Origin of the sequence: Chryseobacterium glaciei, assembly GCF_001648155.1 — a bacterium.
Classification (GTDB): Bacteria; Bacteroidota; Bacteroidia; order Flavobacteriales; family Weeksellaceae; genus Chryseobacterium; species Chryseobacterium glaciei.
The window spans coordinates 4004237-4028106 of record NZ_CP015199.1 but is presented as its reverse complement, the minus strand read 5'-3'; the positions used below and the strand labels follow the sequence as shown (position 1 = coordinate 4028106).

The following is a 23870-nucleotide window of genomic DNA, read 5'->3' as shown; positions in this document are numbered from 1 at the left end:
TAATTAAGTTTTCCACTCAAAAAGGATTGTTTATCTTTGTATAAATAAATCTTTAAACAAATGAAATTTTTTATTGACACTGCCAATTTAGAGCAAATTAGAGAAGCTAAAGACCTTGGAATTTTAGATGGGGTAACAACTAACCCGTCTTTAATGGCTAAAGAAGGAATTCAGGGAGCTGAGGCTATCAAAAATCATTATAAAGCAATTTGCGAGATCGTAGACGGAGATATTTCTGCTGAAGTTCTTTCTACAACTTACGAAGAAATGATCAAAGAAGGTGATGAATTGGCTGCAATCCACCCGAATATCGTTGTGAAAATTCCAATGATCAAAGACGGTATCAAAGCTTTAAAATATTTTTCTGATAAAGGAATCAAAACTAACTGTACGTTGATTTTCTCTGCTGGACAGGCTCTTTTAGCTGCAAAAGCGGGTGCAACTTACGTTTCTCCTTTCTTAGGTAGATTAGATGACATTTCTACAGACGGATTAAACTTAATCCAAGAAATCAGATTAATTTTTGATAACTATATGTATGACACTGAAATTTTAGCAGCATCTATCCGTCACCAAATGCACATTATTGACTGTGCTAAAATCGGTGCTGATGTTATTACTTCTCCACTTCCTCCGATCTTGAGTTTGTTGAGACACCCATTAACAGACAGCGGATTGGCTCAGTTTATTGCAGATTCTCAGAAATTAGCTTAATATTAAGCTTACTTTAAAATATAAAACCCTTGAAAATTACTTTTCAGGGGTTTGTTTTTATTTCAATAAATCTAGTTCAAGAACGTTATTGTCTTTTGCGTTTCTTTCTTTGGACATTTTTTCCAGTTCTTTAATTTGTTCATTGCGGTTCATCGGCTCGCCGTTATCCCCCAACATTACTGTCATTCCTTCCGAAGATGGCAACGAAAGCATTTTATCTGGATTTTTTCTATCTTCAATAAAGAGTTTGCGGTATTTTTTAAGATCAACAGAGATTATTCTTTCAAATTGATTGCCAACTTCTGTAGTCCAAACTTCGTTTTCTTTGAGTTTTTCTATTCCTTTCAATTCAAAAATATGAGAATTTGTTTTGTCGGTGATCTTCACAATAAGTCCCGGTAATCCTTTAAATTTATACGGTCCGTCCTGAATCGGAATAGTAGAAACGAACCAAGCTGTCCATAATCTTCCAGCAAAATCCAATGTAGCTTTTTGTGCTGTAAACTCACCTATTTTTTCTTTATCTGGTAAAATTTTCCAATTTAATTTTCTGGTATCAATGACTTTATATTTATTAATATCATTATCAAGTCTGTCGAAAAATATCGTTTGATAGCTTGGATAAGACTTTTCTACAATAAAGGAAATCTGCCCTTTCATGGCTGTTGCCATTTGCATTCCGGACATTTCTTTAGCTTCTCCCATTGATAAAGAATCTGTGGCCCTTGTGTCTATACTGTAGAATTTGGAACCCTTTTTTGTAACGTCCAGATACATTAACTCCGTCTCAGCCTTATCTTTTTCAGTAGAATCTTTTACAAATTTATATTCATAGATAAAACGCTGATTCTGAGCACAAGTAAGTATCCCCAAAAGTGTAATAAAAGCAATCATCAATTTTTTCATCTGTTGTAATTTTCACTAAAGTATAAAAAATATATCCTCAATATTAGTAAACGAAAAAAATGCTAAAACTAATCTACACTTGCTATCTTTATTTTAGTAAATCTAATTCTAAGAATTTATTATTTCTAAAATTTTCTTAATTGACTTCTTTTTTCTGATTTCTAACTTCTTTATTTATACATAATTTTTCACCATTTTCATTAACCATTCTAACGTTTTTATTTTTTTAATGAAAGAAAATAAAAAATCCCGAAACTGAGTTTCGGGATTTTTAGTTATGTTAAAATAGGCTGATTATTTGTATAAATCAGGTTCTATTTTGTTATTATTTTTCTGTATTTCTTCTTTTGCTCTTTTCTCAATATTCCTGTACATCTCGTTCACACCAATATCTTTTCCATCCTGATTTCTCATTTTTACCACAGCACCAGCGGGAAGAGTACTCATTGACTGCTTCATATCTTTTGTCGGATCTGTCTGATAATCTTTCCAGGCTTTTTTAAATTGCTTTTTAGTTACCTCAATATCTTTACCACCCAAACCAATCATTGTAACACCCGGTAATTGAAGTTCCTCTTCTGTACTTGCCTCTGTTTTTTTATTACCAATTAAAGTCATTATATGTGAACCCGTTTTATCTTCTAATTTAACAATCAGTCCCGGTAATCCGTAAAATTTATATGGCCCATCCTGAAAAGGAATATCTGCACTGAACCATGCTACCCATTGTCTTCCTCCAAAAGTTGTTGTCGCTTTCTGAGTATTGTATTCCCCTATTTTTTGTTTTTCAGGAAGAATTTTCCATTCGGGCTTTTGGTCTTCTACAACTTTATAGATTGTTTGTCCTATTTTTTCTGAAAGTGATACTTTATAATCGGGATAAGCTTTTGTAACGGTTGCGAAAATTGTTCCCGGTTTTATATTTTTTTTGATGTTAATGCTTCCGCCCAATCCGCCTTTCAACTGTTTTGCAAGATCAGCTTTTGAGATAGAATCAGAGACAAATTTTTCGCGACTATAATATTTTGACCCATTTTTATCAATGTCTAAAAGCATTATATCACTTTTCACTTCCGCTTTATTGGTGGAATCTGAAATATATTTGTAATCATAATAAAATCGGTTGATCTGTGCATTGGCAAATATGCTTACAAGCAGAAAGAATACTATATTTTTTTTCATATTTATGGTATTAAATAAAAAGCTTTGCCAATTTAAATATCAACAAAGCTTATTGAACTTTATTTTTTGGTCTGAATTTGTATGCTGCCTTCTGTTTTTCCGTTATTTGAGTTTTTCATGATATTCATTGAAGAAATTTCATTTGGTTTTAAAGCTTCCATATCTTGTTTTGTAGAAGGTTTACCATCAATAAAAATCTTCATGTCTCCAGTATCACCAACTACACTTCCAGATCCAGTAGTTGTTATTGTAAAACTATCGTTTTGGCCTTTATTCATTCTCATAGTCTGAGCATTGATTCTCAACATTTTGTCATTCGGAATATTACTAAAGCTATTACTCTGAATGTAAACTCTTCCATTTTTCCCTTCCAAGACTCTTCTTTCTACATCAAGTTTTGCTCTCTCTCCTTCTAGCTTCGCTCTTTTTTCTTCAAGTTTTGCTCTTTTTCTGTCGAGTTCAGCTCTTTTTTTGGCTGTTGATGCAGATTCTTTAGCTCTTTCAGCAAAGGTCATATCAGCTTCAGGGCTCCATTTCATGTCTTGTCGATCACTAAATTTATAAAGTCTTGCCTTTGATACATTCGGTGAACTTGGAGCGTTTGGTGCATCCGGAGCATTTGGAGCTTTTGGAGCTTTTGGAAATGGCGGAACGTCAGGAAAGTTAAAATTCATTTCGGGCATTTCCGGCATTTCAATGTTCATGCTTTTAAGCTCTTTTACTTTATTTTTCCATTCGTCTGATTTGAAAAAATCATTAATATTTTTCATTTCAGAACCATCCATTCTGTAGGCCAATATTGTTTTCTGAAAATTATCCGAACTTGCAATTTTGCCTATTTCAGAAGAAAGTTCTCCCAATTCGTCAACATGTTTTTGAAATTCTTTGCTTTCAGGTTTTAATTCTTTTAAAGCTTTACTTTTTTCCTGTATTTTTTTACTGAGATCGGCGATTTTTTTCTCGTCATCAGATTTTTTATATCCTTTGGAAGCAACAATTATATCTTTGCTTTTTTCTGGTCTTATCGTGTCTTTTTTTATTTGAGAAACAGCTTCCTGAATCGCAATATTTGTTTCTTTAATCTCTTTATTTTTAGCATTTACCATATAGGCAAAAGCCACTGAAAATAAAACCGGCAATGCAAAGATTCTTCGCGCATATCCGAATTTGGTTTTAGGTTTTTGTAACATTTTGAGTCGTTTTTTTAGATTTGAACTTAGAAACGGACTGGTTGCAGGTAACTGTGTTCCGGAAAAGTGACTTGCTAAAAGCATCTGCGCAAATGCTTTTGTGTCCGATTGTTTTACGGCCTTTTTATCAGCCAGATACTCGTGAATTAAACTTATTTCTTTTTTAATGATATGAAAAAATGGATTGAACCAGAAAACGGAAGTAATCACTTCAATAAAAATTTTATCGAATGAGTGTTTCTGCTCAATATGCACCATTTCGTGCTTTAAAATCTGTTTTCCGATGTCTGAATTCAATATAATTGTATTCTTCCAGAACAGGTTTTTAAAGTAAGAGAACGGAGCTTCGGTGAGGTTTGTATGGTAAAAATTGATACCATCAAAACTTTCTTTTTGAAATTGGCTTTTAAGCTGTTGTATTCTAAAGATTCCGTAAATGAATCTTCCTAAAAAATAGAGAGAAACCAATCCCAAAGCTGAAAAAATAATTCTAAAATAAGTGTGGTCATTTTCTATGTTTTTGGTTGTATTAAAATTCTGTATCTTATCCAGCAAGCTATAAACATCATTATTTACCTCTATCGTAAAATCATCCACCGTGATCAACGGTAATAATAGTGATATCAATATTGCAGACAGTAAATAAAATCTGTTATAATGATGAAATGTCTTGTCTTTTAAAGACAACTGATAATACAAAAACATTACACCAGAAGATAAAATTACTTTTACAAAGTATAGAAGTATTGCTTCCATAGCTAGTCTTTCTTTTTGAGTTCGTTTAATAAAATTTCAAGATCTTCAACGGTCATTTCATTTTTTTCTACAAGAAATGAAACGGCACTTTTATAAGAACCTTTAAAATAGTTTTTCACAAGGCTCTTCATGGTCTTCCCCGAATACTGCTCTTTTGAGATCAACGGGAAATATTCATGCTGTCTTCCGTAAACCCTGTAGTCTACGAACTCTTTGTCTTTCAACACTTTTAAAATAGTTGAAACAGTATTGGTATGCGGTTTTGGCTCCGGAAAAAGATCAAGGACATCTTTTAAGAATCCTTTTTCGAGTTTCCATAAATACTGCATTACCTGCTCTTCTGCCTTTGTTAACGTCTGAATTATCATATCCTGTTTCATTTATCATTAAATATGATATAAAATTGTATCAAAATTCTATATCACTAAGAAATTAGTTATACAAATGTAGAAATAAATTCCACTCCAACAACTATTTTCTTAGTGATAAAAGATTAATTAATATAAAGTTCTGAAAATCAATTAAATAAATTTTATTAAAATATGTTAAATTTTTAATTGATCGAATTTATTACCTCATTAATCGGCAGTAAAATTTAGGATTAGAACATAAATTCTTAAAACTTGTTAATTTTTATTAAATAAAATTAAAATCTATTTGTTTAAACTGAGAAAATATATTTATTTTAGTGCTTTAAAAATTTCTCATGAAAAGATATAATTTATTGATTGTACTATTACTACTTATTTTTAATGTAACGACTGCTCAAAAGAAAAACTCTCCTGCAGCAGATTTTGGGACTTTAAAAGAAACTAAAGCAAAAATTGAAAAAACAGTTCCTCTTGTTATAGGACATTTGCAGACAATCGCGACTAAAGAAGGCGACAACAATATCCTTATTAACGGAAAGACCGCTTTAGGAAAAGAATATGCAAAAGTAGAGCAGGAATGGCGTTTGTACAGAGGAAATATGTCTAGCTGTATTCTAAACAATTCAAATAAAAAATCTAAAAAATGTCTGGAGTACCATAACAGAATGTTCAGAGATACCATGATCAACTATAAAAATTACATCACTTACCTTACTAAAAAGAACGGATATCTGGGTGTAGAAGGTGATACTAAAATAGATTTTAACCCTGCTGAAATGGCAACTAAACTAAGTGAAGCTTATTTCAATGCAAGTGATGCTGCAGGAAGAATGAAAGGAATGCAGAAAAAAGATTTTATGGATCAAACCAATGCTGAAGACTACAAATTAAGTCCTTACGCTACAATAGCTCAATAATACATGATCCCGCTTTTAAAGTGGGATTTTTTTTTATTTAATAAAATTGTTACTTAATGATTTTCATTTTGAATGGATTTTTGAAACCGTTCACAAATTCCTAATATTTCATTAGGGGGTTCCTTAAATTTCCCCAACCTGATAGTAGAGTAATTTATCTTGAACTCCTGAGCATTATATACAACCACTTTTGGATTTTGGATTTTAATAAGGAGACTATACCTTATTGTAGTAGAATAACCGCCACCTTCAGTCGCCTCCCGACGTTCTTCAGAACTTATATCAAAGCCTGTTATTTTATTCCAATGGATTTCATTATCAGGAAATATTCTGAAACTACCCTCACCATGTAAAATATCTACAATATTTCTTCCGTAGCATAATTTTATTCCGGCTTCAGATAAAACTATTTTCTGTTTTACATCCCAGATGTAGCCTGATATTACAACAATCGGGAAAAATAGTATGGCTATTATCAAAACGCTAATACAAATGCTACCAGCAACATCATCCGATGATATTAACCATTTAATAAAAAAAAATAATGGAACTAAACCGAAAATCGTAACAAGAATTATATCTGTTACCACTGATTTTTTTCTCTCAGAAATAATGACAGCTTCCATTTTATTAAATTTTATCATAAAGATGCGTAAAAAATCAATACATAAAGACTGTAGAAAATGTTTTGAAAATAATTTTGTGGAATTTAGAATTGATTGAACAAAAAAAGAGAACCACAATGTGATTCTCTTGATTTAGTAGCGGGAACAGGACTCGAACCTATGACCTTCGGGTTATGAGCCCGACGAGCTACCTACTGCTCCATCCCGCGGTGTATCTTTAGAGTGCTTACCGAAAGCACTTATAACTTAGTAGCGGGAACAGGACTCGAACCTATGACCTTCGGGTTATGAGCCCGACGAGCTACCTACTGCTCCATCCCGCGGTGTATCTTTAGAGTGTTTACCGAAAACACTTATAACTTAGTAGCGGGAACAGGACTCGAACCTATGACCTTCGGGTTATGAGCCCGACGAGCTACCTACTGCTCCATCCCGCGGTGTATCTTTAGAGTGTTTACCGAAAACACTTATAACTTAGTAGCGGGAACAGGACTCGAACCTATGACCTTCGGGTTATGAGCCCGACGAGCTACCTACTGCTCCATCCCGCGATATTGGATTGCAAATGTACGAAAATTTTCTTAAAATCCTAATTTTTCTTTTAAATAAAGGAGTTTTATGAAAACTATTTTAATATTTGTATCTTTGTACTATGGCAAAAATACTAAGAATTTACCCGGAAAACCCTCAGGAAAATCTTATTAATGAGGTAATTAAATGTTTAAATAATGGCGGATTGATCATTTATCCGTCCGATACTATTTATGCGTTAGGTTGTAATATTTTTGATATAAAAGCCATGGAAAAACTGGCTCAGATCAAAAAAATGAAACTGGAGAAGGCTCAATTCTCTATTATTTGTAATGATTTAAGCCATCTTTCAGATTTTACGAGACCTATTGACACTTCGGTTTTCAGGTTTTTAAAAAGCCATCTTCCAGGTCCTTTCACATTTATTTTGGATGCCAACAAAAGTGTGCCTTTAGCTTATAAAGGTCACAAAACAATCGGTATTCGTGTGCCGGATCACCCGATTCCACAGCTTATTGTTGAAAAATTAGGACATCCGATTGCCTCAACTTCCATAAAAGATGATGACGAGATCATTGAATATTCTACAGATCCCGAATTAATTGCCGAAAAATATGACCATCTGGTTGATATTGTCATTGATTCAGGATATGGAGACAACGTAGCTTCAACAATTGTAGACCTTACTTCCGGAGAACCTGAACTGATCAGACAAGGAAAAGGAATTATTTAATTATAATTTCTCAATCATTTTATGAGTTTTAACGGAAAATATTCTTTAGGAATTCTTCTCACTTTTGCGCTCCTTGCATTAGTGATGCTTTATGTTTTTCCTTTCTTGAGCTTAATTACAGGGACAAAAACTATGACAGCCGGTCTGTTTTTTAATAGCAGAATTGTTATTTGGATCGTTTTGTTATTGATTTTTCTTTACAGTAAATTAATCGAGAAAAGCTCCATTACGATTTGGAAAGACAAAAAATATCCAATGTCTTTTTATATTGGTGCCGTGCTTTGTCTTTATTTTATTTGCGCGATTGGAGGCGCACTTTTAAATGGGTTAATCTTTCTTATTACGCATGAAAAAATGAGCGACAAACTCATTCAGCTGCAATCGATTTTTAAGAATAATTATTTTTTGATTATTTTTACGTGTCTAACTGCGGGCGTTGTAGAAGAGGTTTTAATGCGAGGTTACATCCAGCCCAGAGTTGAAAAAATATACAACAGTCCGGTTTTAGGAGTTATGATCTCCGCTATTTTATTTGGAATTCTTCACAGTACATACGGAACGATTGGTCAGGTTGTAGGACCTCTCTTTATCGGGATCGTTTTTGCTGTATTTTATAAATTATATTCGAATATTAAAATCATCATTATGTGCCATTTTCTATTTGATTTTGTGTCTTTAATGATCATGAATTTTATTGATATTAAACATTTATCCGCCTTTTAACAACATGAAAATAATAACATCTCCTGCTAAATTAATGAACGTAGAAAACTCAACAGACCTTTTGAGAACTACAACGCCTAAATTCATTGAAGAAGCAGCACTTTTACAATCACATTTAAAACATAGATCTCCAAAATATCTTTCTGAACTCATGGAAATATCGCCAAAACTGGCCGATGAAAACTGGGAAAGAAACCAAAAATGGAAAGAAAAACCAACCGCAAAAGAATCTGCTCCCGCCATGTTTGCCTTTACAGGTGAAGTTTACAGAGGGCTGGATGCTAAAACTTTAGATAAAAACGCCGTAGATTATTTACAGAAAAACTACAGAATACTTTCCGGATTGTATGGTTTGTTGAAACCTTCTGACAAAGTAATGCTTTACAGACTGGAAATGGGACGTAATTTCGAGTTTGAAAATTATAAAAATCTGTACGAATTCTGGAAAGAAAAAGTGACCGAACAATTGAATTCTGAGATGAAAAAAAATGAAGTTCTTCTTCATTTATGTAGCAACGAATACGGAAAAGTAATCGACAGAAAAAAGCTAAATCACCCCGTAATTGATTTTGATTTTTACGAATTAAGAGAAGGAAAACTGAAAACAATCGTAGTTTACACAAAACACGCAAGAGGTTTGGCCGTAAGATTCTGCGCAGAAACCAATGCGAAAACATTGAATGATGTAAAAGCTTTCAACTACGAAGGTTATAGAATCAACGAAGAAAAATCTACAGATACTAAATTGGTTTTTACAAGATAATGACGATTTTAGAATATAAGCAATACTTCCAAAATGAACTTTCCGAGCTGTATACAGAATCGGAAAGTGCTTTTTTATACTCCATTTTTATAGAACATTTTTTAGGTCTTGATACTTTTAATCAAAGAAGATTATCCGATCAGAAATTATTGATTGAGGATGAAAATAAGCTTCAAAAAGTTATTTTAGAATTAAAAACCAACAAGCCGTATCAGCATATTTTAGGTGAAACGGAATTTTACGGAATGAAGTTTTTTGTGAATGAAAATGTGCTAATTCCACGCCCTGAAACGGAAGAATTATTGGAAATCGCGATTCAAAAAATTCACAATTCACAATTCACAATTCACAAGTTGAAAATCCTCGACATCGGAACCGGAAGCGGGATAATTCCTTTAGTTTTAAAGAAACATTTTCCTGAAGCCGAAGTTTCATCAATCGATTTTTCTGAAAAAGCTTTAGAAGTTGCAAAAAAAAATGCAGATTTTCATCAATTGAAAATCAATTTGATTCATGCGGATTATCTTAATTTTGAATTGACTGATAATTACGACGTTATCATTTCAAATCCACCTTATATTGGAATTGAAGAAGAGACCGAAATTGCCGATTCTGTGAAAGAATTTGAGCCCAAAATGGCACTCTTCTCTCCCACTTCTGACGCGTTGATTTTTTACCGAAAAATAGCAGACGATTCTGAAAAATATTTAAATAAAAACGGATTATTATTTTTAGAAATTAATCAAAAATTAGGTCTGGAAACTTTGAATCTTTATAAAGATTTGTTTTCAGAAGTTAAGCTTGTTAAAGATTTATCTGAAAATGATCGTTTTATTGTTGGAATTAAATAATACAAACGGAACTGAAAAAGCTTTCAAAACAAAGAGGATCAACTATTTACTCTAAATGAAAAACTTCTTTTAAAGGAACGCTTATTGGAGAGTTATCCGGATTGGTTTCCATAATATCCGCCATATGATTCCACCATTTTTTCACAATTTCAGAAGTTCCTAAGTCCTGAGAACCTGCACCTTCCGAAATAGTTTGATGGGCAAATAGAATATTGGTGTCTCTATCCCAATATATCGTATAATCAGACACTCCCGATTCTTTTAATAATGCCTGTAGTTCCGGCCAAATTTCGTTGTGCCTTTTTTCATATTCGTTTTCGCAACCGGGCTTTAGAAACATTTTGAAGGATACTCTTTTTTTCATTATTTGTTTTTTTGTAAATGTATTTTCTTCTTTTAAATATTAAAACTAAGTATCATTTTTAAAACAGCCAAATTTCAAGATAAAAGAACTTGAATGATTTTAATAATTACACTATTTCTAATTGATTTAAAATCTATTTTTCTCAATTAAATCTCTTTTTCGTTACATTATCCACTTTTTTAGGAAAATAAAATAGACCATTAATTCCAAGGTTATACGATTAACATATTTTCAACTAAAAACCGAAAACCTTTTATAATAAACCACTTACAAGCTTTTTTATGATTAATTTCACAACAAAATGATTTATATTGAAAATTTATATATATTTGAGAGCAATCGATTGCACGTTGTAAAATCAATTTTAAAACTAAACTAATATTATTAATCATGAAAAAATTCTTTATTTATTTTGTGCTTCTCTTCAGCTCCATTTTGCTGAAAGCACAAGTTACCATAACCCAAGCGACAGGTTGGCTTGAAACAGCATACGTAAAATGGACTCCAATAAGCGGAGTTGATAGTTACAAAGTCTATTATACCGGTGGTGGACAAACCAACAAACTTATTGATACACAATTAATAAGAAGTTACGGTTCTTATTTTAGAGCTGATATTTTAGGTCTTAGTGCAGGAAATTATACTATAAAAGTTGTTCCCGTAACCAATAATGTGGAAGGTCCGGAAGCTGTGTCCAATGCAGTAACTGTACTTCCTCATGACAGAACCGGCTTTGCTCACAGCAACGGAAGAATTCCTGGAGCATACAATCTTGATGGAACTCTAAAATCCAATGCAGTAGTTATTTACATCACTCAAGGAACAAAAAATACAGTTTCCCTGAACGTAACAGGCGCTAATGCAAACCCTTGTGTAGGGTTACAAACTATTTTGGACGGTTTCAAAAAAGGAATTGACAGCCGTCCTTTAGTCGTAAGATTAATCGGAAATATTACAGATCCAAGTTATTTGCTAAATGGTGATGCTGTAATTGAAAATAAAAGTCTTGCGGCCAATTCAGTCACATTTGAAGGCGTTGGTTCCGACGCTGTTGTTAATGGTTGGGGTGTAAGAATTAAAAATGCAACCAATGTTGAAGTAAGAAATCTAGGTTTTATGTTGACTGACGCTGCAGAAGGTGACAATTTAAGTCTACAACAAGATAACAGCTATGTCTGGGCTCACAACTGCGACTTTTTCTACGGAAAACCAGGTGGAGATGCTGATCAGGCGAAAGGTGACGGAGCTTTGGATGCTAAAAAATCAACGTATATCACTTTTTCATACAACCATTTTTGGGACAATGGTAAAAGCTGTCTTCTTGGTTTGAGCGAAGGAACAACAGCCGGACTTTACATCACTTATCATCACAATTGGTTTGATCATTCAGATTCAAGACATCCGCGTGTTCGTTATTATTCGGCACATGTTTACAACAATTATTATGACGGAAACTCAAAATATGGAGTCGGATCAACGTTAGGTTCATCTGTTTTTGTTGAAGGAAATTATTTCAGAAACTGTAAATATCCGACGCTTATTTCAAAACAAGGAACTGATGTTGCTAACGGTTCTACAGGAACTTTTTCAGGCGAAAATGGCGGAATGATCAAAGCTTTTGATAATTATATGATCAACCAAAATGCTTTTATTCCATACAACTCAACAAGCGCATCCGCTCAGTTTGATGCTTATGTTGCAACAACTAGAAGTGAAGCATTGACAGTTAATATCAAAGCTTTCCAGGGAAATGCAACGTATAATAATTTTGATACTAATGCTTCATTATATATCAATTCATTGGTTCCGGATTCTCCCACGGCTGCAAAAGATAAAGTAACACAGTATTCGGGAAGAGTTTCGGGTGGAGATATCAATTGGACATTCAATAATGCAGTTGATGATACTTCTGATGCGGTAAATACAGGTTTGATGGCTTTATTACAAGGCTACACTCCTACTTTGGTATTTGTACAGGGAGAAGTTTCAACTCCGGTTAGTTCTCAAACACTACTTATTGCATCGAACAACGATCAAAATGTAACTGTGGGAAGTGCCATCGAACCAATGATCTTCACTTGGGGTGGAACAGCAACCGATGCTACCGTAACAGGACTTCCCGCTTCAGGAATAAGCTTTGTGAAAAATGTGACCAATAAAACAATAACTATATCTGGAATCCCGACTGCGGATGTAGATTTCACAGTAACGACGGTTGGTTCTTCGGGAACTCCAGTTTCTGGAACAGGAAGTATTGCAGTGACCACAACAGGAACAAATCCGCAAGGAAATGAGGTGCATAACTTTACAGCTTCTAATTTAAGCAGTTCGTTCTATTCATTTACATCAGCGAATATTAATTCAACCGATGGATCAGCAAACTATGATGGAATAGCTTTAACAAAACGTTTAAAAATAGAATCTGCAACCTCAATCAACTATAATACAACAGCTCCATCTTCATTAACTTTAGTTTTTGATCCAACATTCAGCGGAACTGTAAAAGTAGACGGAATTTCTTACACGGCATCTTTGGGAGTTGTAACGATTCCAACGGTAAATGCGGGTTCACACTCGATTACAAAAGGAAGTGTTGCGAATCTGTTTTACATTAAAACACAATATGCTTCTTCCGCTGTTTTAGCGACTCATGAAAATAAGGTTGAGAAACTGTCGATTTATCCAAATCCGGTAGAAACAATTCTTACCATCTCAAATTCTGAAAAAAATCCCATTGAAAATATTATTTTAATGAATGGTTTGGGAGAAATTGTTAAAAATATCAAAGGAAACACTCGATCAATTGATATGAGCGGATTTCCATCCGGAATGTATTTCATTCAGATAAAAACAAAACAAGGACTTGTAAATCAAAAAATTATCAAGAAGTAATTTTTTTAACAGCTAATTATATTTTTTTAACCGTCTCATTCTCTTGAGGCGGTTTTTTAGTTAAAAAAAATAAAACCAATGAACAGAATTTAAGCTCATTGGTTTTAATATTATTTAAAATTAATTTTTTAACCTATCTTTTTTTTTATAAATATTTGATAAGATAAATATATTAAAGGAAGGGACATTGCTCCTAAGAAATACCAATTACTTAATGCTAAATCAGGGTGCAATGCGATTGAATAAACCAATCCGAAAAATGCTCCACCTAAATGTGCAGAGTGTCCCAGATTATCCCATTGCTTTGGATTTAACATCATATATACAGAATATCCGAAATATAATGTTCCGAAAAGCCAGCCTGGTAAAAAATTAACGCTAATTTCGTTTGGAGCCATCGCAATTGACGCGAAGATAATCCCGGAAACAGCACCAGAAGCTCCAATAGCTGAATACCAAGGTTGATTTTTGTAAATAAGTAAGCTAAACAAATTTCCAAGAATCATCGATCCAAAGTAGATAATTAAAAACCCTATAGTTCCAAAAAAATGAATAACCACTCCCTGAAAGAAATACAAAGACAACATATTGAAGAATAAGTGCATAAAATCCGCATGAAGAAATGCTGAACTTACCAATCTTATATATTCTTTTTTGGATTTTATCGCATTAATATTAAACTTATATTTTTCAAATAACTGAATATTATTAAGCCCCATGTAACTGATAATACAGGTCACGGCAATGATTACTAAAACTACTATATTCATAATTTTTTATTTAATTTTTTGAATCGGAAGCTCTTTTGTGACTCCTCCTTCAGAAGGAATCATCTCACTTTTAATATAAAACGTATTGTTTTTGTTATATAAGAAAAAGTCTAAATCAATTCCTGTATTTTCTCCTTCAATAACGATTTCGGGTAAAAATTTAATGGCTGTATTCTCATTATCAGCCTTACCAAAACTTCCGTATACATGATGCATACCTAATTTTGCGGTGTCACTTGGTTTCTCATACCAAAGATAGAAATGACCATCTTCAGGTCCGTCCAATACTAATTTCGATTTGAGCTTTGTCCCGTCATTCTCTCCTGCATAATCAAGATAATCTAAATGATACTCGCCTTTCCATTGCTTGAAATCTTTTTCACTGACCATTTCATAGTCGGTATCTTCTTTTCTAGGTTTTTCATCAGTTATTTCTTCTGAAACTACACTTTGCGCAGAATCAGCAACTTTGGTTTCAATAACTTTTGTTTCGGTTACCTTTTCTTTTTTCTCTTTGCAGGAAAAACTGATCGCGAAAATTGCAATCGGAAATAATATTCTTTTCATTTAATTATAAAATCTATTGATTTTCAGGTTCTCCTGCATCAAACAAATCACCTATCACACCTCCGTCATCATCCGTTCCTTCTGTATTTTCAGGTTCTTCATATACTTCCGGCTCTTCCTCTTCAGGTTCAGGAATGGTTACGTTGATTGTCTTAACTTTAAATTTAGTAAACTGATTTCCAATAGCTTTAATCCCTTTTACGGCAATAAATTCGTCAATATTTACTGTTTCAGGATCTCGTTCTTTTCCTTTATCTTTTGCAAAAGCGATTTCTGCAGTACAGCCATTCGCTACAATTATATTTTCGATAAATGACTTAGGATGTTCTGATGGCATAAAGGCCTGCGGATTCGTATTATTCTCCAAAAGGAACCTTTTGATAAAATAAATTTCCTTTTCGCCATCATAATAAATACATGTGATTGGCTGATTAGGTCTCCATTTTTCTAAGATCAGGTATTCGTCATCGAAACGGTTTCCTAGATCAAAAGAAATCAATTTAGCTTCTCCGTTACCCGTGACAATTAATATTTTATCGTCTCCTTTAAAACTTCCCAATAAAGTTCCTCTTCCGTCTGCGTTTAGTCTTCTAACGGTATCATCAAACCAAATTCTTCTTGGTGCTAATGTAGAAACGCCTTCTTCTTTAAGATCAACTTTTTTAATAGAATATTTGGTTACCAAATTCCCTTTAGAATCACGCCCTTTGATGGCTAATTCAGAGAAATCAATATCCATTTTATTTTTTCTGATTCTTGGATTTGGCTTTAAAAGTACCGATACCGTTTCTGCTTCACCATTTGGATTTGCTGAGAAATAAAGCATTTCAGAGAATTTTTTATCTGAAGCTAACGGATAATCTGTGTTTCTGGTCACACCCGTTACGGAAAAACGTTTCATGTAATATGGCCCGTCTCTACCTTCACGGTAAATCATGTTGTAAACCGTTCTCTTATCGTTTTTCTTGAAAATTGCAACATGCAAAATATCCTTTCCGATAAAAGTTTTAGCTTCCACTTTTACGACTTTCATGCTTCCGTCTTTTCTGAAAGTAATGATCTCGTCGATGTCCGAACAATCAAATAAATACTGATCTTTTTTCAGAGAAGTTCCGATGAAACCTTCTTCAAAATTAGCATAGAATTTTTCGTTGGCTACGGCTACTTTCGTTGCATCAATCGTATCAAAAATTCTAAGCTCCGTTTTTCTTTCTCTATCCTTACCAAATTTCTTTTGAATATTTAAATAATAATCAATTGCATAGGTAATAAGGTGAGCCAGGTTATGTTTTACAAGTTCAATTTTGCCTTCAAGAGCGGCTATATTTTCTTTAAATTTATCTAAATCGAATCTTGAAATTCTCTTAATTCTGATCTCTGTCAATCGAAGAATATCTTCCTGCGTTACGGCTCTTAACAGATGTTTCGTGTGAGGTTTTAAGCCTTTGTCGATTGTTAATAAAACATCATCCCAAGTTTCAACTTCTTCAATATCGTGGTAAATTCTGTTTTCAATGAAAATCCTTTCCAATGAAGAGAAATGCCAGTTTTCCTGCAACTCGTGAAGTTCGATCTCCAATTCTTTTTTGAGCAATGAAACTGTGTGATCAGTATTCATTCTTAAAATCTCAGAAACGTTCAGGAACATTGGTTTATCACCAACAATTACACACGCATTCGGAGAAATAGTTACCTGGCAATCTGTAAATGCGTATAAAGCATCAATTGTTTTATCAGGCGAAGAATCATTTGGAAGATGAATAAGGATTTCTACTTTATCAGACGTATTGTCCTCAATTTTTTTGATCTTGATTTTTCCTTTTTCATTCGCTTTTAATATTGAATCAATTAAATCGCTCGTATTTTTAGAAAAAGGAAGCTCAGTAATCACTAAAGTATGCTTGTCTGTCTGCGTAATTCTGGCTCTGGCTCTTACTTTCCCCCCTCTATGACCGTCGTTATATTCAGAAATATCTAAATATCCGGCGGTTAAGAAATCTGGGAATATTTCAAACTTTTTACCTTTTAAATAGGCAACAGAAGCATTAATTAATTCATTAAAATTATGTGGAAGAATCTTGGTTGAAAGCCCAACACCAATTCCCTCAACTCCCTGTGCAAGAAGCAATGGAAATTTTACAGGTAGGTCGATCGGTTCGTTATTCCTACCGTCATAAGATTTTGCCCACTCCGTTGTTTTAGGATTGAAGACAACTTCTAGTGCAAAAGGTGTTAATCTCGCTTCAATATATCTCGCCGCCGCCGCAGAATCTCCTGTATAGATATTTCCCCAGTTTCCCTGAGTATCTATTAAGAGTTCCTTTTGGCCGATCGCTACCATTGCATCGGTAATCGACGCATCACCATGAGGGTGATATTTCATGGTATTTCCAACGATATTGGCAACTTTGTTGTAACGACCGTCTTCCAGCTCACGCATGGAGTGCATGATTCTTCGCTGAACAGGCTTCAAACCATCATAAACAGACGGAATTGCCCTGTCTAAAATTACATACGATGCATAATCAAGAAACCAATCTTTGTAAAGACCGGAAACTTTTTTTAAGCTTTCACCTTCATGAGAGTGTTCTTCTGTCATTTTTTATTTTTAACTCTTTTTTCTCGTTATTAGCTTTTACGACTTTATTTAAAGAGAACTTTAAATCTGTTACTTCTTTTCTCGTGAGGTACGAAATTTCATATTTCAACATTGTGGATCCACTAACTTTACTTGAAATGGTAACATAGAGTCTTTTAATAAAGAAAACATCTATAATCTCATAGTTTATCAGTTTGTATTTCGGGAACTCATCACTTAATGGCTTATCCAGAAATGGAACAATGTTTCGGTTTTTAAAATTAAGGGCCTCCCCATCACTGTCGTACTCAAAAATTTGTCTTCCTCTTAAGTAAAAAGCTATTAGTAAGGCAATAGGAATAATCATTAATAAATAGCTTTCTAATCCTAAAATATTAAATCTATATTCTTCAAGAAGAAAAAGCGCAATCCCGATTAAAACTGCCATTATCAATAGCGTATTCACAAAGTTATATACCGAAGCTTTGTTACGGTTACTCAGTCTCATATTAATTAGTGTGTGTTTTGGTGTGTTTTGTTTTTTGGTGTTTTAAGTGGTCTTTTTTCATCATTGTATTTGTATTATTTATTCTTCTATAGCTTCACTCAATATTTCTTTTTTATCAATATCCGGGTCTTCTACGACAAGGTTATCCAAGATAAACAACTGTCTGTCCGGAGTATTTTTACCCATGTAAAATTCTAATAACTGTTCTATTGTCTGATCTTTTCCGATCACGACAGGTTCCAGACGAATGTCTTTACCAATGAAATGTTTAAACTCATCAGGCGAGATCTCTCCCAATCCTTTGAATCGAGTAATCTCAGGGTTCTTTCCCAACTCGTTTAATGCTTTCACTCTTTCCTGTTCGGAGTAACAATATCTTGTTTCCTTTTTATTTCTTACCCTAAACAAAGGAGTTTGAAGGATATAAAGGTGTCCATTCTTAATCAGATCAGGGAAAAACTGTAAAAAGAATGTGATCATCAGCAAACGAATGTGCATCCCATCGACGTCGGCATCTGTTGCAATAATTACGTGGTTATATCTTAAGTCTTCAAGACTTTCTTCGATATTTAAAGCAGCTTGAAGCAAATTGAATTCTTCATTTTCGTACACTACCTTTTTCGTAAGCCCATAGCAATTCAAAGGCTTTCCTTTTAATGAAAATACAGCCTGAGTTTCTACCTGTCTAGATTTTGTGATTGATCCTGATGCAGAATCTCCTTCGGTAATAAAAATCTGCGTATCTCCTTTTCTTTCAGCCTTTTGATCATTATAATGCTGTCTGCAGTCACGAAGTTTTTTATTGTGAAGAGAAACTTTCTTAGCTCTTTCTCTCGCCAATTTCTGAATTCCGGAAAGCTCTTTTCTTTCTCTTTCCGAGATCAATATTTTTCTCTGGATCGCTTCAGAAATTTCAGGATTTTTATGTAAGAAATTATCTAATTTACTTTTCAGAAAATCAATGATGAAAGTTCTAACCGTTGGCCCATTTGGTCCAATATCGTTTGAACCTAATTTAGTTTTCGTCTGAGATTCAAAAACAGGCTCTTCAACATTAATGGAAATCGCTGCGATGATCGATTTTCTGATATCAGAAGCATCAAAATTCTTATTAAAAAACTCACGGATCGTTTTTACATACGCTTCACGGAAGGCATTTAAGTGCGTTCCACCCTGCGTTGTATTTTGTCCGTTAACGAATGAAAAATAGGTCTCGGTCTGAGATTTATCGGAATGCGTGATGGCTAATTCAATATCATTATCCCTCAAGTGAACGATTGGATAAAGAATTTCACTTTCCACTTCCTCTTCCAATAAGTCTTTAAGACCATTTTCAGAATAAAATGTTTCTCCGTTGAAAAGAATTTTTAATCCCGGATTTAGATACGCATAATTACGTAACATCCTTTCGATATACTCTTTTCTGTATTTGAAATGAAGGAAAATTTCTCCATCCGGAACAAAGGAAATTTCGGTTCCGTTTCTGTCTGAGGTATCTTTTTCTTCAAAATCTTCCGTAATCATCCCACGGGAAAATTCTGCCATCTTCATTTTTCCTTCACGGAAAGATCGTACACGGAAATATTCTGAAAGAGCATTTACAGCTTTTGTACCTACCCCATTCAGACCTACAGATTTTTTGAAGGCTTTACTATCATACTTACCCCCAGTATTCATTTTGGAAACAGCGTCTACCACTTTTCCTAATGGAATTCCACGGCCAAAGTCACGAATCATAACTTTACCGTCGTCCACTTTTATTTCAATTCTCTTACCCGACTTCATTCTGAACTCATCGATAGAGTTGTCCAGAATTTCTTTAAGCAAAATATAAATACCGTCATCAGCAGATGAGCCGTCTCCTAACTTCCCGATATACATTCCGGGACGTAAACGAATGTGCTCCTGCCAATCGAGGGTTCTGATATTATCTTCGGAATAGATTGGATTTATTTCTTGTGACATATATTATTTCAGCAAACATACAAAAGTACGAAATTGAATAAAAATACACCAGATTTTTTTAATTCATTTTTCTTGTTTTTTTGCTTTAAGTGTTGCATTATTATTAATGAAATCATACATTTACATTATTCAACATAACGTGAGAAACGAATTTAAACTATTATTAATATTTATTAAATTACACGACATTTATTAAACAATTTCAATATAAAATAGTAAAACAATAAAATCAAATGAAAAATTAACTAAAACTAAAAACCAAACTCAAAGCATTATGGAAAACAATTTACAAACTTGTATTATTGACGAGCACGATGATGAAGATAATATTTCTTTATTATTAAAAAGTGAGTTTCCGGAATTTGAAATTACCTTCAAATCCAATGATATTCTGCAGGCTTTTGAATTTTTGTCGAGAAGATCTTCAGATTTAATCTTTCTGAATTCAGAACTAATAGATGATAATACAGGTGATCTTTTTCTACGTTATCAGGAAAATTCGCAGATTATATTCATTACCAATTCTGAAAAGTCTGCCATCGAAGCTATCAAAAAGGGCGTTAGCAACTATATCCTGAAACCTGTTAAAAAACTTGATTTTGTAAAAGCAGTCAATAAAGCTTTAGAAAACTTCAGAAAAAGTAAAATTGTCACGCTCAACACTACATTTCAGAGCAAAATTAATCTTCCTACATTACAGGGTTTTAAAAGGGTGAATATCGATGAAATTATTCGCTGTGAGGCAGACTCTAATTATACATTCATTTATCTTGCAGACAAAACCAAAGTAATTGTTTCTAAAACATTGTATGACTTTGAAAAACATCTTTCAGATCATAATTTCTTCAGAATACACCATAAACATCTGATCAACCTTGAACACCTCAAGGAATATATCAAAGGAAAAGGCGGACAGGTTGTAATGGCTGATAATTCCGTTCTGGATGTTTCAGTCCGTAAAAAGAATGATTTTTTACAAAAAATAGTTTAATATTTCACAATTAAATGAAAAACAACAACAAATACTCAATATAATACAGACACTTAATCACTTCTAATAGGCTCATCAATAATGCTTTGATACTTTTGAGAAAATCAATCATCAAAGTTTACTTATTATGAAAAGAGACCTATTAAACATGAAAAGTCTGGCTGTTGCCGTTCTATTATTTTCAACCGGATTTGTTAACGGACAATGGCTTACCACGGGTAATGCTACCACAAGCAGCTTAAACTATGTTGGAACCACAGGAATTGTCCCGTTATTTCTAAGAGTGAATGGAGCAACAACAAACCCGGGGCAGGCCTCATTAACCAGCTCAGGATCTTTTGTGGTAGACGGAGTGAATAACTCAAATACCGTAAATGCCAAAGGAAGTCTGGTAGCCGGAATCGGAAATGTTTTGGGAGCCAATGTAGACAGTTCTTTAATTGTAGGTTGGGAAAATAATCTTTCTAACAGTGGCGGCGGAAATATTGTTGCAGGACAGTTAAATACCGTACTGAACTCTGCCGGGAAATCAGTGGCACTGGGGTGGGCCAATACCATCAGAGCAACCAATCAGTTTGCAATCGGTGTAGGCATAGACCTTGGAACTTATTATTCCGGAGGTTTCGGAATAGATCTGGCAACTACCGGTGACCGTTCTTTTGTGATAGGATCAGGAACATCAGGAGCAAAATTGACCAATACAATACCTCGCTCTATCATGTTTGGAATGTCTGGAACATCTACAATGCTCATCAGGGATCAGTTTGTAGGAGTGCGAACGACTGCTCCCACTGCTAATTTTCATTCTGTAGGCACTGTGCGTTTACAAGGTTTGCCCAGCGGCTCCGGCCGTGCTCTGGTCGTAGATAATGACGGAAATGTAATGGTTGCTACCAGTACAATAACCAGACAGTCTGACAACCAGAATCCGGTAGAAATTCAGACACAGATTGATGAGCTTAAAAAAGAAATTCAGGAATTAAAAGATCTGCTTAAGCAAAATAAAATAAGTCTAGATCTAAGCTCGGAGTCTAATGGACCAAGACTGTATCAAAACATACCCAATCCGGCAAAAGGAGAAACTGACATAAAATATTACCTTCCGGCAAATTCTAAACAGGCAGCTATATCCGTGTATAGTATTTCGGGACAGCTTGTGAAGACCATTTCTTTGAAAGATAAAGGAAACGGAACCATCAATATTACAGGTATTCAAAGTGGTTCGTATGTTTATCAGATGACTGTTGACGGAAAAGTGGCAGAGTCTAAAAAGATGCTTATTCAATAAAGTAAAAAGTTTTAGAAACAGCTTTTACAGACTTCTAAAAAAGATCATCTGCGGATGATCTTTTTTCGCATAGCCAACCTTCAGAAATAATCAAAGATCAGCCTCTTTAAAATCATTTACCTGAAAAATCAATACACTTAATCAAAATCTAAATATACTTACTTGTTGGCCATATCATTACAGTTGATTTCCTGATACCTTTATCATACAAAACTAATTAATATATGAAAACAAAAACTCTTTTAACAGTAATTGGACTTGTAACATCACCTGCGATCTTCTATTCATGCAGCGAAGACAACACCATTGCAGAATCTGCACAGGAAATCACCTCCACGTTACCTGATATAACCACACTTTCGTTGAAATTTACCGACGGAGACTACTTTGCAACTTCAGATCCTTTTAACGCTGCTGCAAATTACATAGGAAATAAAGTAAAGGCTGCAGGAGCAAACTACGTCTTGACACAGAGTGATCTTGATGAATTTTATCTCAAAGCCCAGATTCCTATAGATCAGCAATTAAAACTTGATCAGGTGAATCAGATTATTGCAACTACGATAAGCAATATGAATACGCCATTTGATACTCTTATACAGCAGACCAATCTTTCCCCTGCTGCCAAAACTCTGGCAAAAATGATCAATATGCAGTCGATTTCAAATTTGGAAGTGAATTCAAATTTCAAATCTCTTCCGAGTTATGAAAAAAGCCTTATCAAAAATCTGAATGATTTTAAAGTAAATGACGAAGAAGGAAATTACAGTAAAAATGTATTTGGAAAAACACCCAACTTTATTTGGGGCGGTATGATTGGCTTTGGAGTAGGAGTTGCAGTCGGAGGACTCATCGCTTTCCCGGTTGGAATGGTTGTAGGAGGAGCAATTGGTATTCTTGTAGGATCTATTGTCGGAGTATTTACTGATAAATAATATGATCTTCCTCAAAAAGAAAATAAACTTTTTAATTGCTATTATGAGTATTTTGCTCATAATAGCAATTTTTTCTTTCCATAAAACGCCAACGCTAGATTATAAAATAAAAAACCTTGATTTTAATGATCAGAGTATTTATCTTATTCAAAGGGGCACCACAGGGAAATTAGGAAATCTTGCAAAAGATTTTAATATTAAAAATAAATATGCATCTCACCTCGGAATCGGTTTTGTAGAAGATCATCATCTGATCATTTATCATGTGTATGTTGATAAAAATAAAAAAAACAATCACAATCTATTTATTGAAAACATCACAGATTTCATCAAACCTGAAGACCTTAATTATCTTTCCATCTGGAAACTTAAAGATATTAATGCAAATAAATTGGAGGGCATAAAAGAATCTCTCAAAAAATCTAAAGAAGAAAATATTAATTTTGATTACGTTTTTGATGAAAGTGATAAAGAGTATTATTGCTCAGAGTTTATTGTAAAAAAACTAAAAATAAACAACATCACTATAATGTCTGAACATCAGAGAAAAGTTACCGGGATGAAAAAGGAGATCTTAAAAAAAGACACCCTGACTTATTTTCCGGTAGACGGATTTGAAAGTACCCATAAAGCTGAAAAAATATTTGAATGGATTAAGTAAATATAATTTTTTTAATGATAAAATCCTTATTGCAGATTTGACATAAAATTGAAGAAAAGGCTGTCTGTAAGAAGATAGTCTTTTTTTA

The 23870-nt window shown here is 33.7% G+C and carries 22 protein-coding genes and 4 tRNA genes; 11 read left to right on the top strand and 15 right to left on the bottom strand.

The window, feature by feature from the left end; all coding sequences use genetic code 11:
• The first annotated feature begins 60 nt into the window (after positions 1-60).
• Positions 61-714, top strand: coding sequence for a fructose-6-phosphate aldolase (gene fsa / locus A0O34_RS18135; RefSeq protein WP_066757833.1), 654 nt, complete (start codon positions 61-63; stop codon positions 712-714).
• A gap of 57 nt (positions 715-771) precedes the next feature.
• Here the strand turns inward: fsa and A0O34_RS18130 are convergent, their stop codons facing one another.
• The 4 genes from A0O34_RS18130 to A0O34_RS18115 form a co-directional block, all read right to left on the bottom strand.
• Positions 772-1620 carry a GLPGLI family protein gene (locus A0O34_RS18130; RefSeq protein ID WP_066757831.1) on the bottom strand — a complete coding sequence of 283 codons (849 nt, stop codon included), beginning with the start codon at positions 1618-1620 and terminating at the stop codon, positions 772-774.
• 294 nt (positions 1621-1914) lie between these two features.
• Positions 1915-2802: a GLPGLI family protein gene (locus A0O34_RS18125; RefSeq protein ID WP_066757829.1), complete on the bottom strand. Its 888-nt coding sequence runs from the start codon at positions 2800-2802 to the stop codon at positions 1915-1917.
• 59 nt (positions 2803-2861) lie between these two features.
• Entirely contained in the window at positions 2862-4748 is a 1887-nt protein-coding gene (locus tag A0O34_RS18120; RefSeq protein ID WP_066757827.1) for a M56 family metallopeptidase, read from the bottom strand.
• Between the two features lie 2 nt (positions 4749-4750).
• Positions 4751-5116, bottom strand: coding sequence for a BlaI/MecI/CopY family transcriptional regulator (locus A0O34_RS18115; RefSeq protein ID WP_066759816.1), 366 nt, complete (start codon positions 5114-5116; stop codon positions 4751-4753).
• A 338-nt stretch (positions 5117-5454) separates the two neighbouring features.
• On the opposite strand from A0O34_RS18115, the gene A0O34_RS18110 reads away from it, so the two are divergent.
• Complete coding sequence (locus tag A0O34_RS18110; protein WP_066757821.1) at positions 5455-6036, top strand: hypothetical protein; 582 nt, start codon at positions 5455-5457, stop codon at positions 6034-6036.
• Between the two features lie 53 nt (positions 6037-6089).
• On the opposite strand, the gene A0O34_RS18105 is transcribed toward A0O34_RS18110, so the two are convergent.
• The 5 genes from A0O34_RS18105 to A0O34_RS18085 form a co-directional block, all read right to left on the bottom strand.
• Positions 6090-6662 (bottom strand): hypothetical protein, encoded by a 573-nt coding sequence (locus tag A0O34_RS18105; RefSeq protein WP_157886060.1) that lies wholly within the window; start codon positions 6660-6662, stop codon positions 6090-6092.
• A 136-nt stretch (positions 6663-6798) separates the two neighbouring features.
• Positions 6799-6871, bottom strand: a tRNA-Met gene (locus A0O34_RS18100).
• 41 nt (positions 6872-6912) lie between these two features.
• Positions 6913-6985 (bottom strand) — tRNA-Met (locus tag A0O34_RS18095).
• A gap of 41 nt (positions 6986-7026) precedes the next feature.
• A tRNA-Met gene (locus A0O34_RS18090) sits at positions 7027-7099 on the bottom strand.
• Between the two features lie 41 nt (positions 7100-7140).
• Positions 7141-7213: transfer RNA gene (locus tag A0O34_RS18085), tRNA-Met, on the bottom strand.
• Positions 7214-7314: 101 nt separating this feature from the next.
• Between A0O34_RS18085 and A0O34_RS18080 the strand changes: the two genes are divergently transcribed.
• The 4 genes from A0O34_RS18080 to prmC are packed head-to-tail and all read left to right on the top strand — an operon-like array spanning position 7315 to position 10263.
• Positions 7315-7926: an L-threonylcarbamoyladenylate synthase gene (locus A0O34_RS18080; RefSeq protein WP_066757817.1), complete on the top strand. Its 612-nt coding sequence runs from the start codon at positions 7315-7317 to the stop codon at positions 7924-7926.
• 21 nt (positions 7927-7947) lie between these two features.
• Positions 7948-8649: a CPBP family intramembrane glutamic endopeptidase gene (locus A0O34_RS18075; RefSeq protein WP_066757814.1), complete on the top strand. Its 702-nt coding sequence runs from the start codon at positions 7948-7950 to the stop codon at positions 8647-8649.
• A gap of 4 nt (positions 8650-8653) precedes the next feature.
• Positions 8654-9412, top strand: a complete 759-nt coding sequence (gene yaaA, locus A0O34_RS18070; RefSeq protein WP_066759815.1) for a peroxide stress protein YaaA — start codon at positions 8654-8656, stop codon at positions 9410-9412.
• Positions 9412-10263: a peptide chain release factor N(5)-glutamine methyltransferase gene (gene prmC, locus A0O34_RS18065; RefSeq protein ID WP_066757808.1), complete on the top strand. Its 852-nt coding sequence runs from the start codon at positions 9412-9414 to the stop codon at positions 10261-10263. The genes yaaA and prmC overlap by 1 nt, the downstream gene beginning before the upstream one ends.
• A 46-nt stretch (positions 10264-10309) precedes the next feature.
• On the opposite strand, the gene rhaM is transcribed toward prmC, so the two are convergent.
• Positions 10310-10627 carry an L-rhamnose mutarotase gene (rhaM, locus tag A0O34_RS18060; RefSeq protein ID WP_066757805.1) on the bottom strand — a complete coding sequence of 106 codons (318 nt, stop codon included), beginning with the start codon at positions 10625-10627 and terminating at the stop codon, positions 10310-10312.
• Between the two features lie 390 nt (positions 10628-11017).
• Between rhaM and A0O34_RS18055 the strand changes: the two genes are divergently transcribed.
• The gene (locus A0O34_RS18055; RefSeq protein WP_066757802.1) at positions 11018-13519 is read left to right on the top strand and encodes a pectate lyase family protein; all 2502 of its coding nucleotides are present in this window, start codon (positions 11018-11020) and stop codon (positions 13517-13519) included.
• A 128-nt stretch (positions 13520-13647) separates the two neighbouring features.
• Here the strand turns inward: A0O34_RS18055 and A0O34_RS18050 are convergent, their stop codons facing one another.
• The 5 genes from A0O34_RS18050 to A0O34_RS18030 all read right to left on the bottom strand — a co-directional run bounded on the left by A0O34_RS18050 (position 13648) and on the right by A0O34_RS18030 (position 19907).
• The gene (locus tag A0O34_RS18050) at positions 13648-14289 is read right to left on the bottom strand and encodes a rhomboid family intramembrane serine protease (RefSeq protein ID WP_066757800.1); all 642 of its coding nucleotides are present in this window, start codon (positions 14287-14289) and stop codon (positions 13648-13650) included.
• 6 nt (positions 14290-14295) lie between these two features.
• Positions 14296-14856, bottom strand: coding sequence for a hypothetical protein (locus A0O34_RS18045; RefSeq protein WP_066757797.1), 561 nt, complete (start codon positions 14854-14856; stop codon positions 14296-14298).
• 13 nt (positions 14857-14869) lie between these two features.
• Positions 14870-17455 (bottom strand): DNA gyrase/topoisomerase IV subunit A, encoded by a 2586-nt coding sequence (locus A0O34_RS18040; RefSeq protein ID WP_066757794.1) that lies wholly within the window; start codon positions 17453-17455, stop codon positions 14870-14872.
• Positions 17433-17882, bottom strand: coding sequence for a hypothetical protein (locus A0O34_RS18035; protein WP_228394314.1), 450 nt, complete (start codon positions 17880-17882; stop codon positions 17433-17435). Before A0O34_RS18035 ends, A0O34_RS18040 begins: the two co-directional genes overlap by 23 nt.
• A 138-nt stretch (positions 17883-18020) precedes the next feature.
• Entirely contained in the window at positions 18021-19907 is a 1887-nt protein-coding gene (locus A0O34_RS18030; protein ID WP_066757789.1) for a DNA topoisomerase IV subunit B, read from the bottom strand.
• A gap of 274 nt (positions 19908-20181) precedes the next feature.
• Between A0O34_RS18030 and A0O34_RS18025 the strand changes: the two genes are divergently transcribed.
• The 4 genes from A0O34_RS18025 (at position 20182) to A0O34_RS18010 (ending at position 23782) form a co-directional block, all read left to right on the top strand.
• Positions 20182-20898 (top strand): LytR/AlgR family response regulator transcription factor, encoded by a 717-nt coding sequence (locus tag A0O34_RS18025; protein ID WP_066757781.1) that lies wholly within the window; start codon positions 20182-20184, stop codon positions 20896-20898.
• Positions 20899-21025: 127 nt separating this feature from the next.
• Positions 21026-22186: a T9SS type A sorting domain-containing protein gene (locus A0O34_RS18020; protein ID WP_066757779.1), complete on the top strand. Its 1161-nt coding sequence runs from the start codon at positions 21026-21028 to the stop codon at positions 22184-22186.
• 224 nt (positions 22187-22410) lie between these two features.
• Entirely contained in the window at positions 22411-23121 is a 711-nt protein-coding gene (locus A0O34_RS18015) for a hypothetical protein (protein ID WP_066757773.1), read from the top strand.
• A 43-nt stretch (positions 23122-23164) separates the two neighbouring features.
• Complete coding sequence (locus tag A0O34_RS18010; protein WP_157886059.1) at positions 23165-23782, top strand: hypothetical protein; 618 nt, start codon at positions 23165-23167, stop codon at positions 23780-23782.
• The last annotated feature ends 88 nt before the right edge of the window (positions 23783-23870 follow it).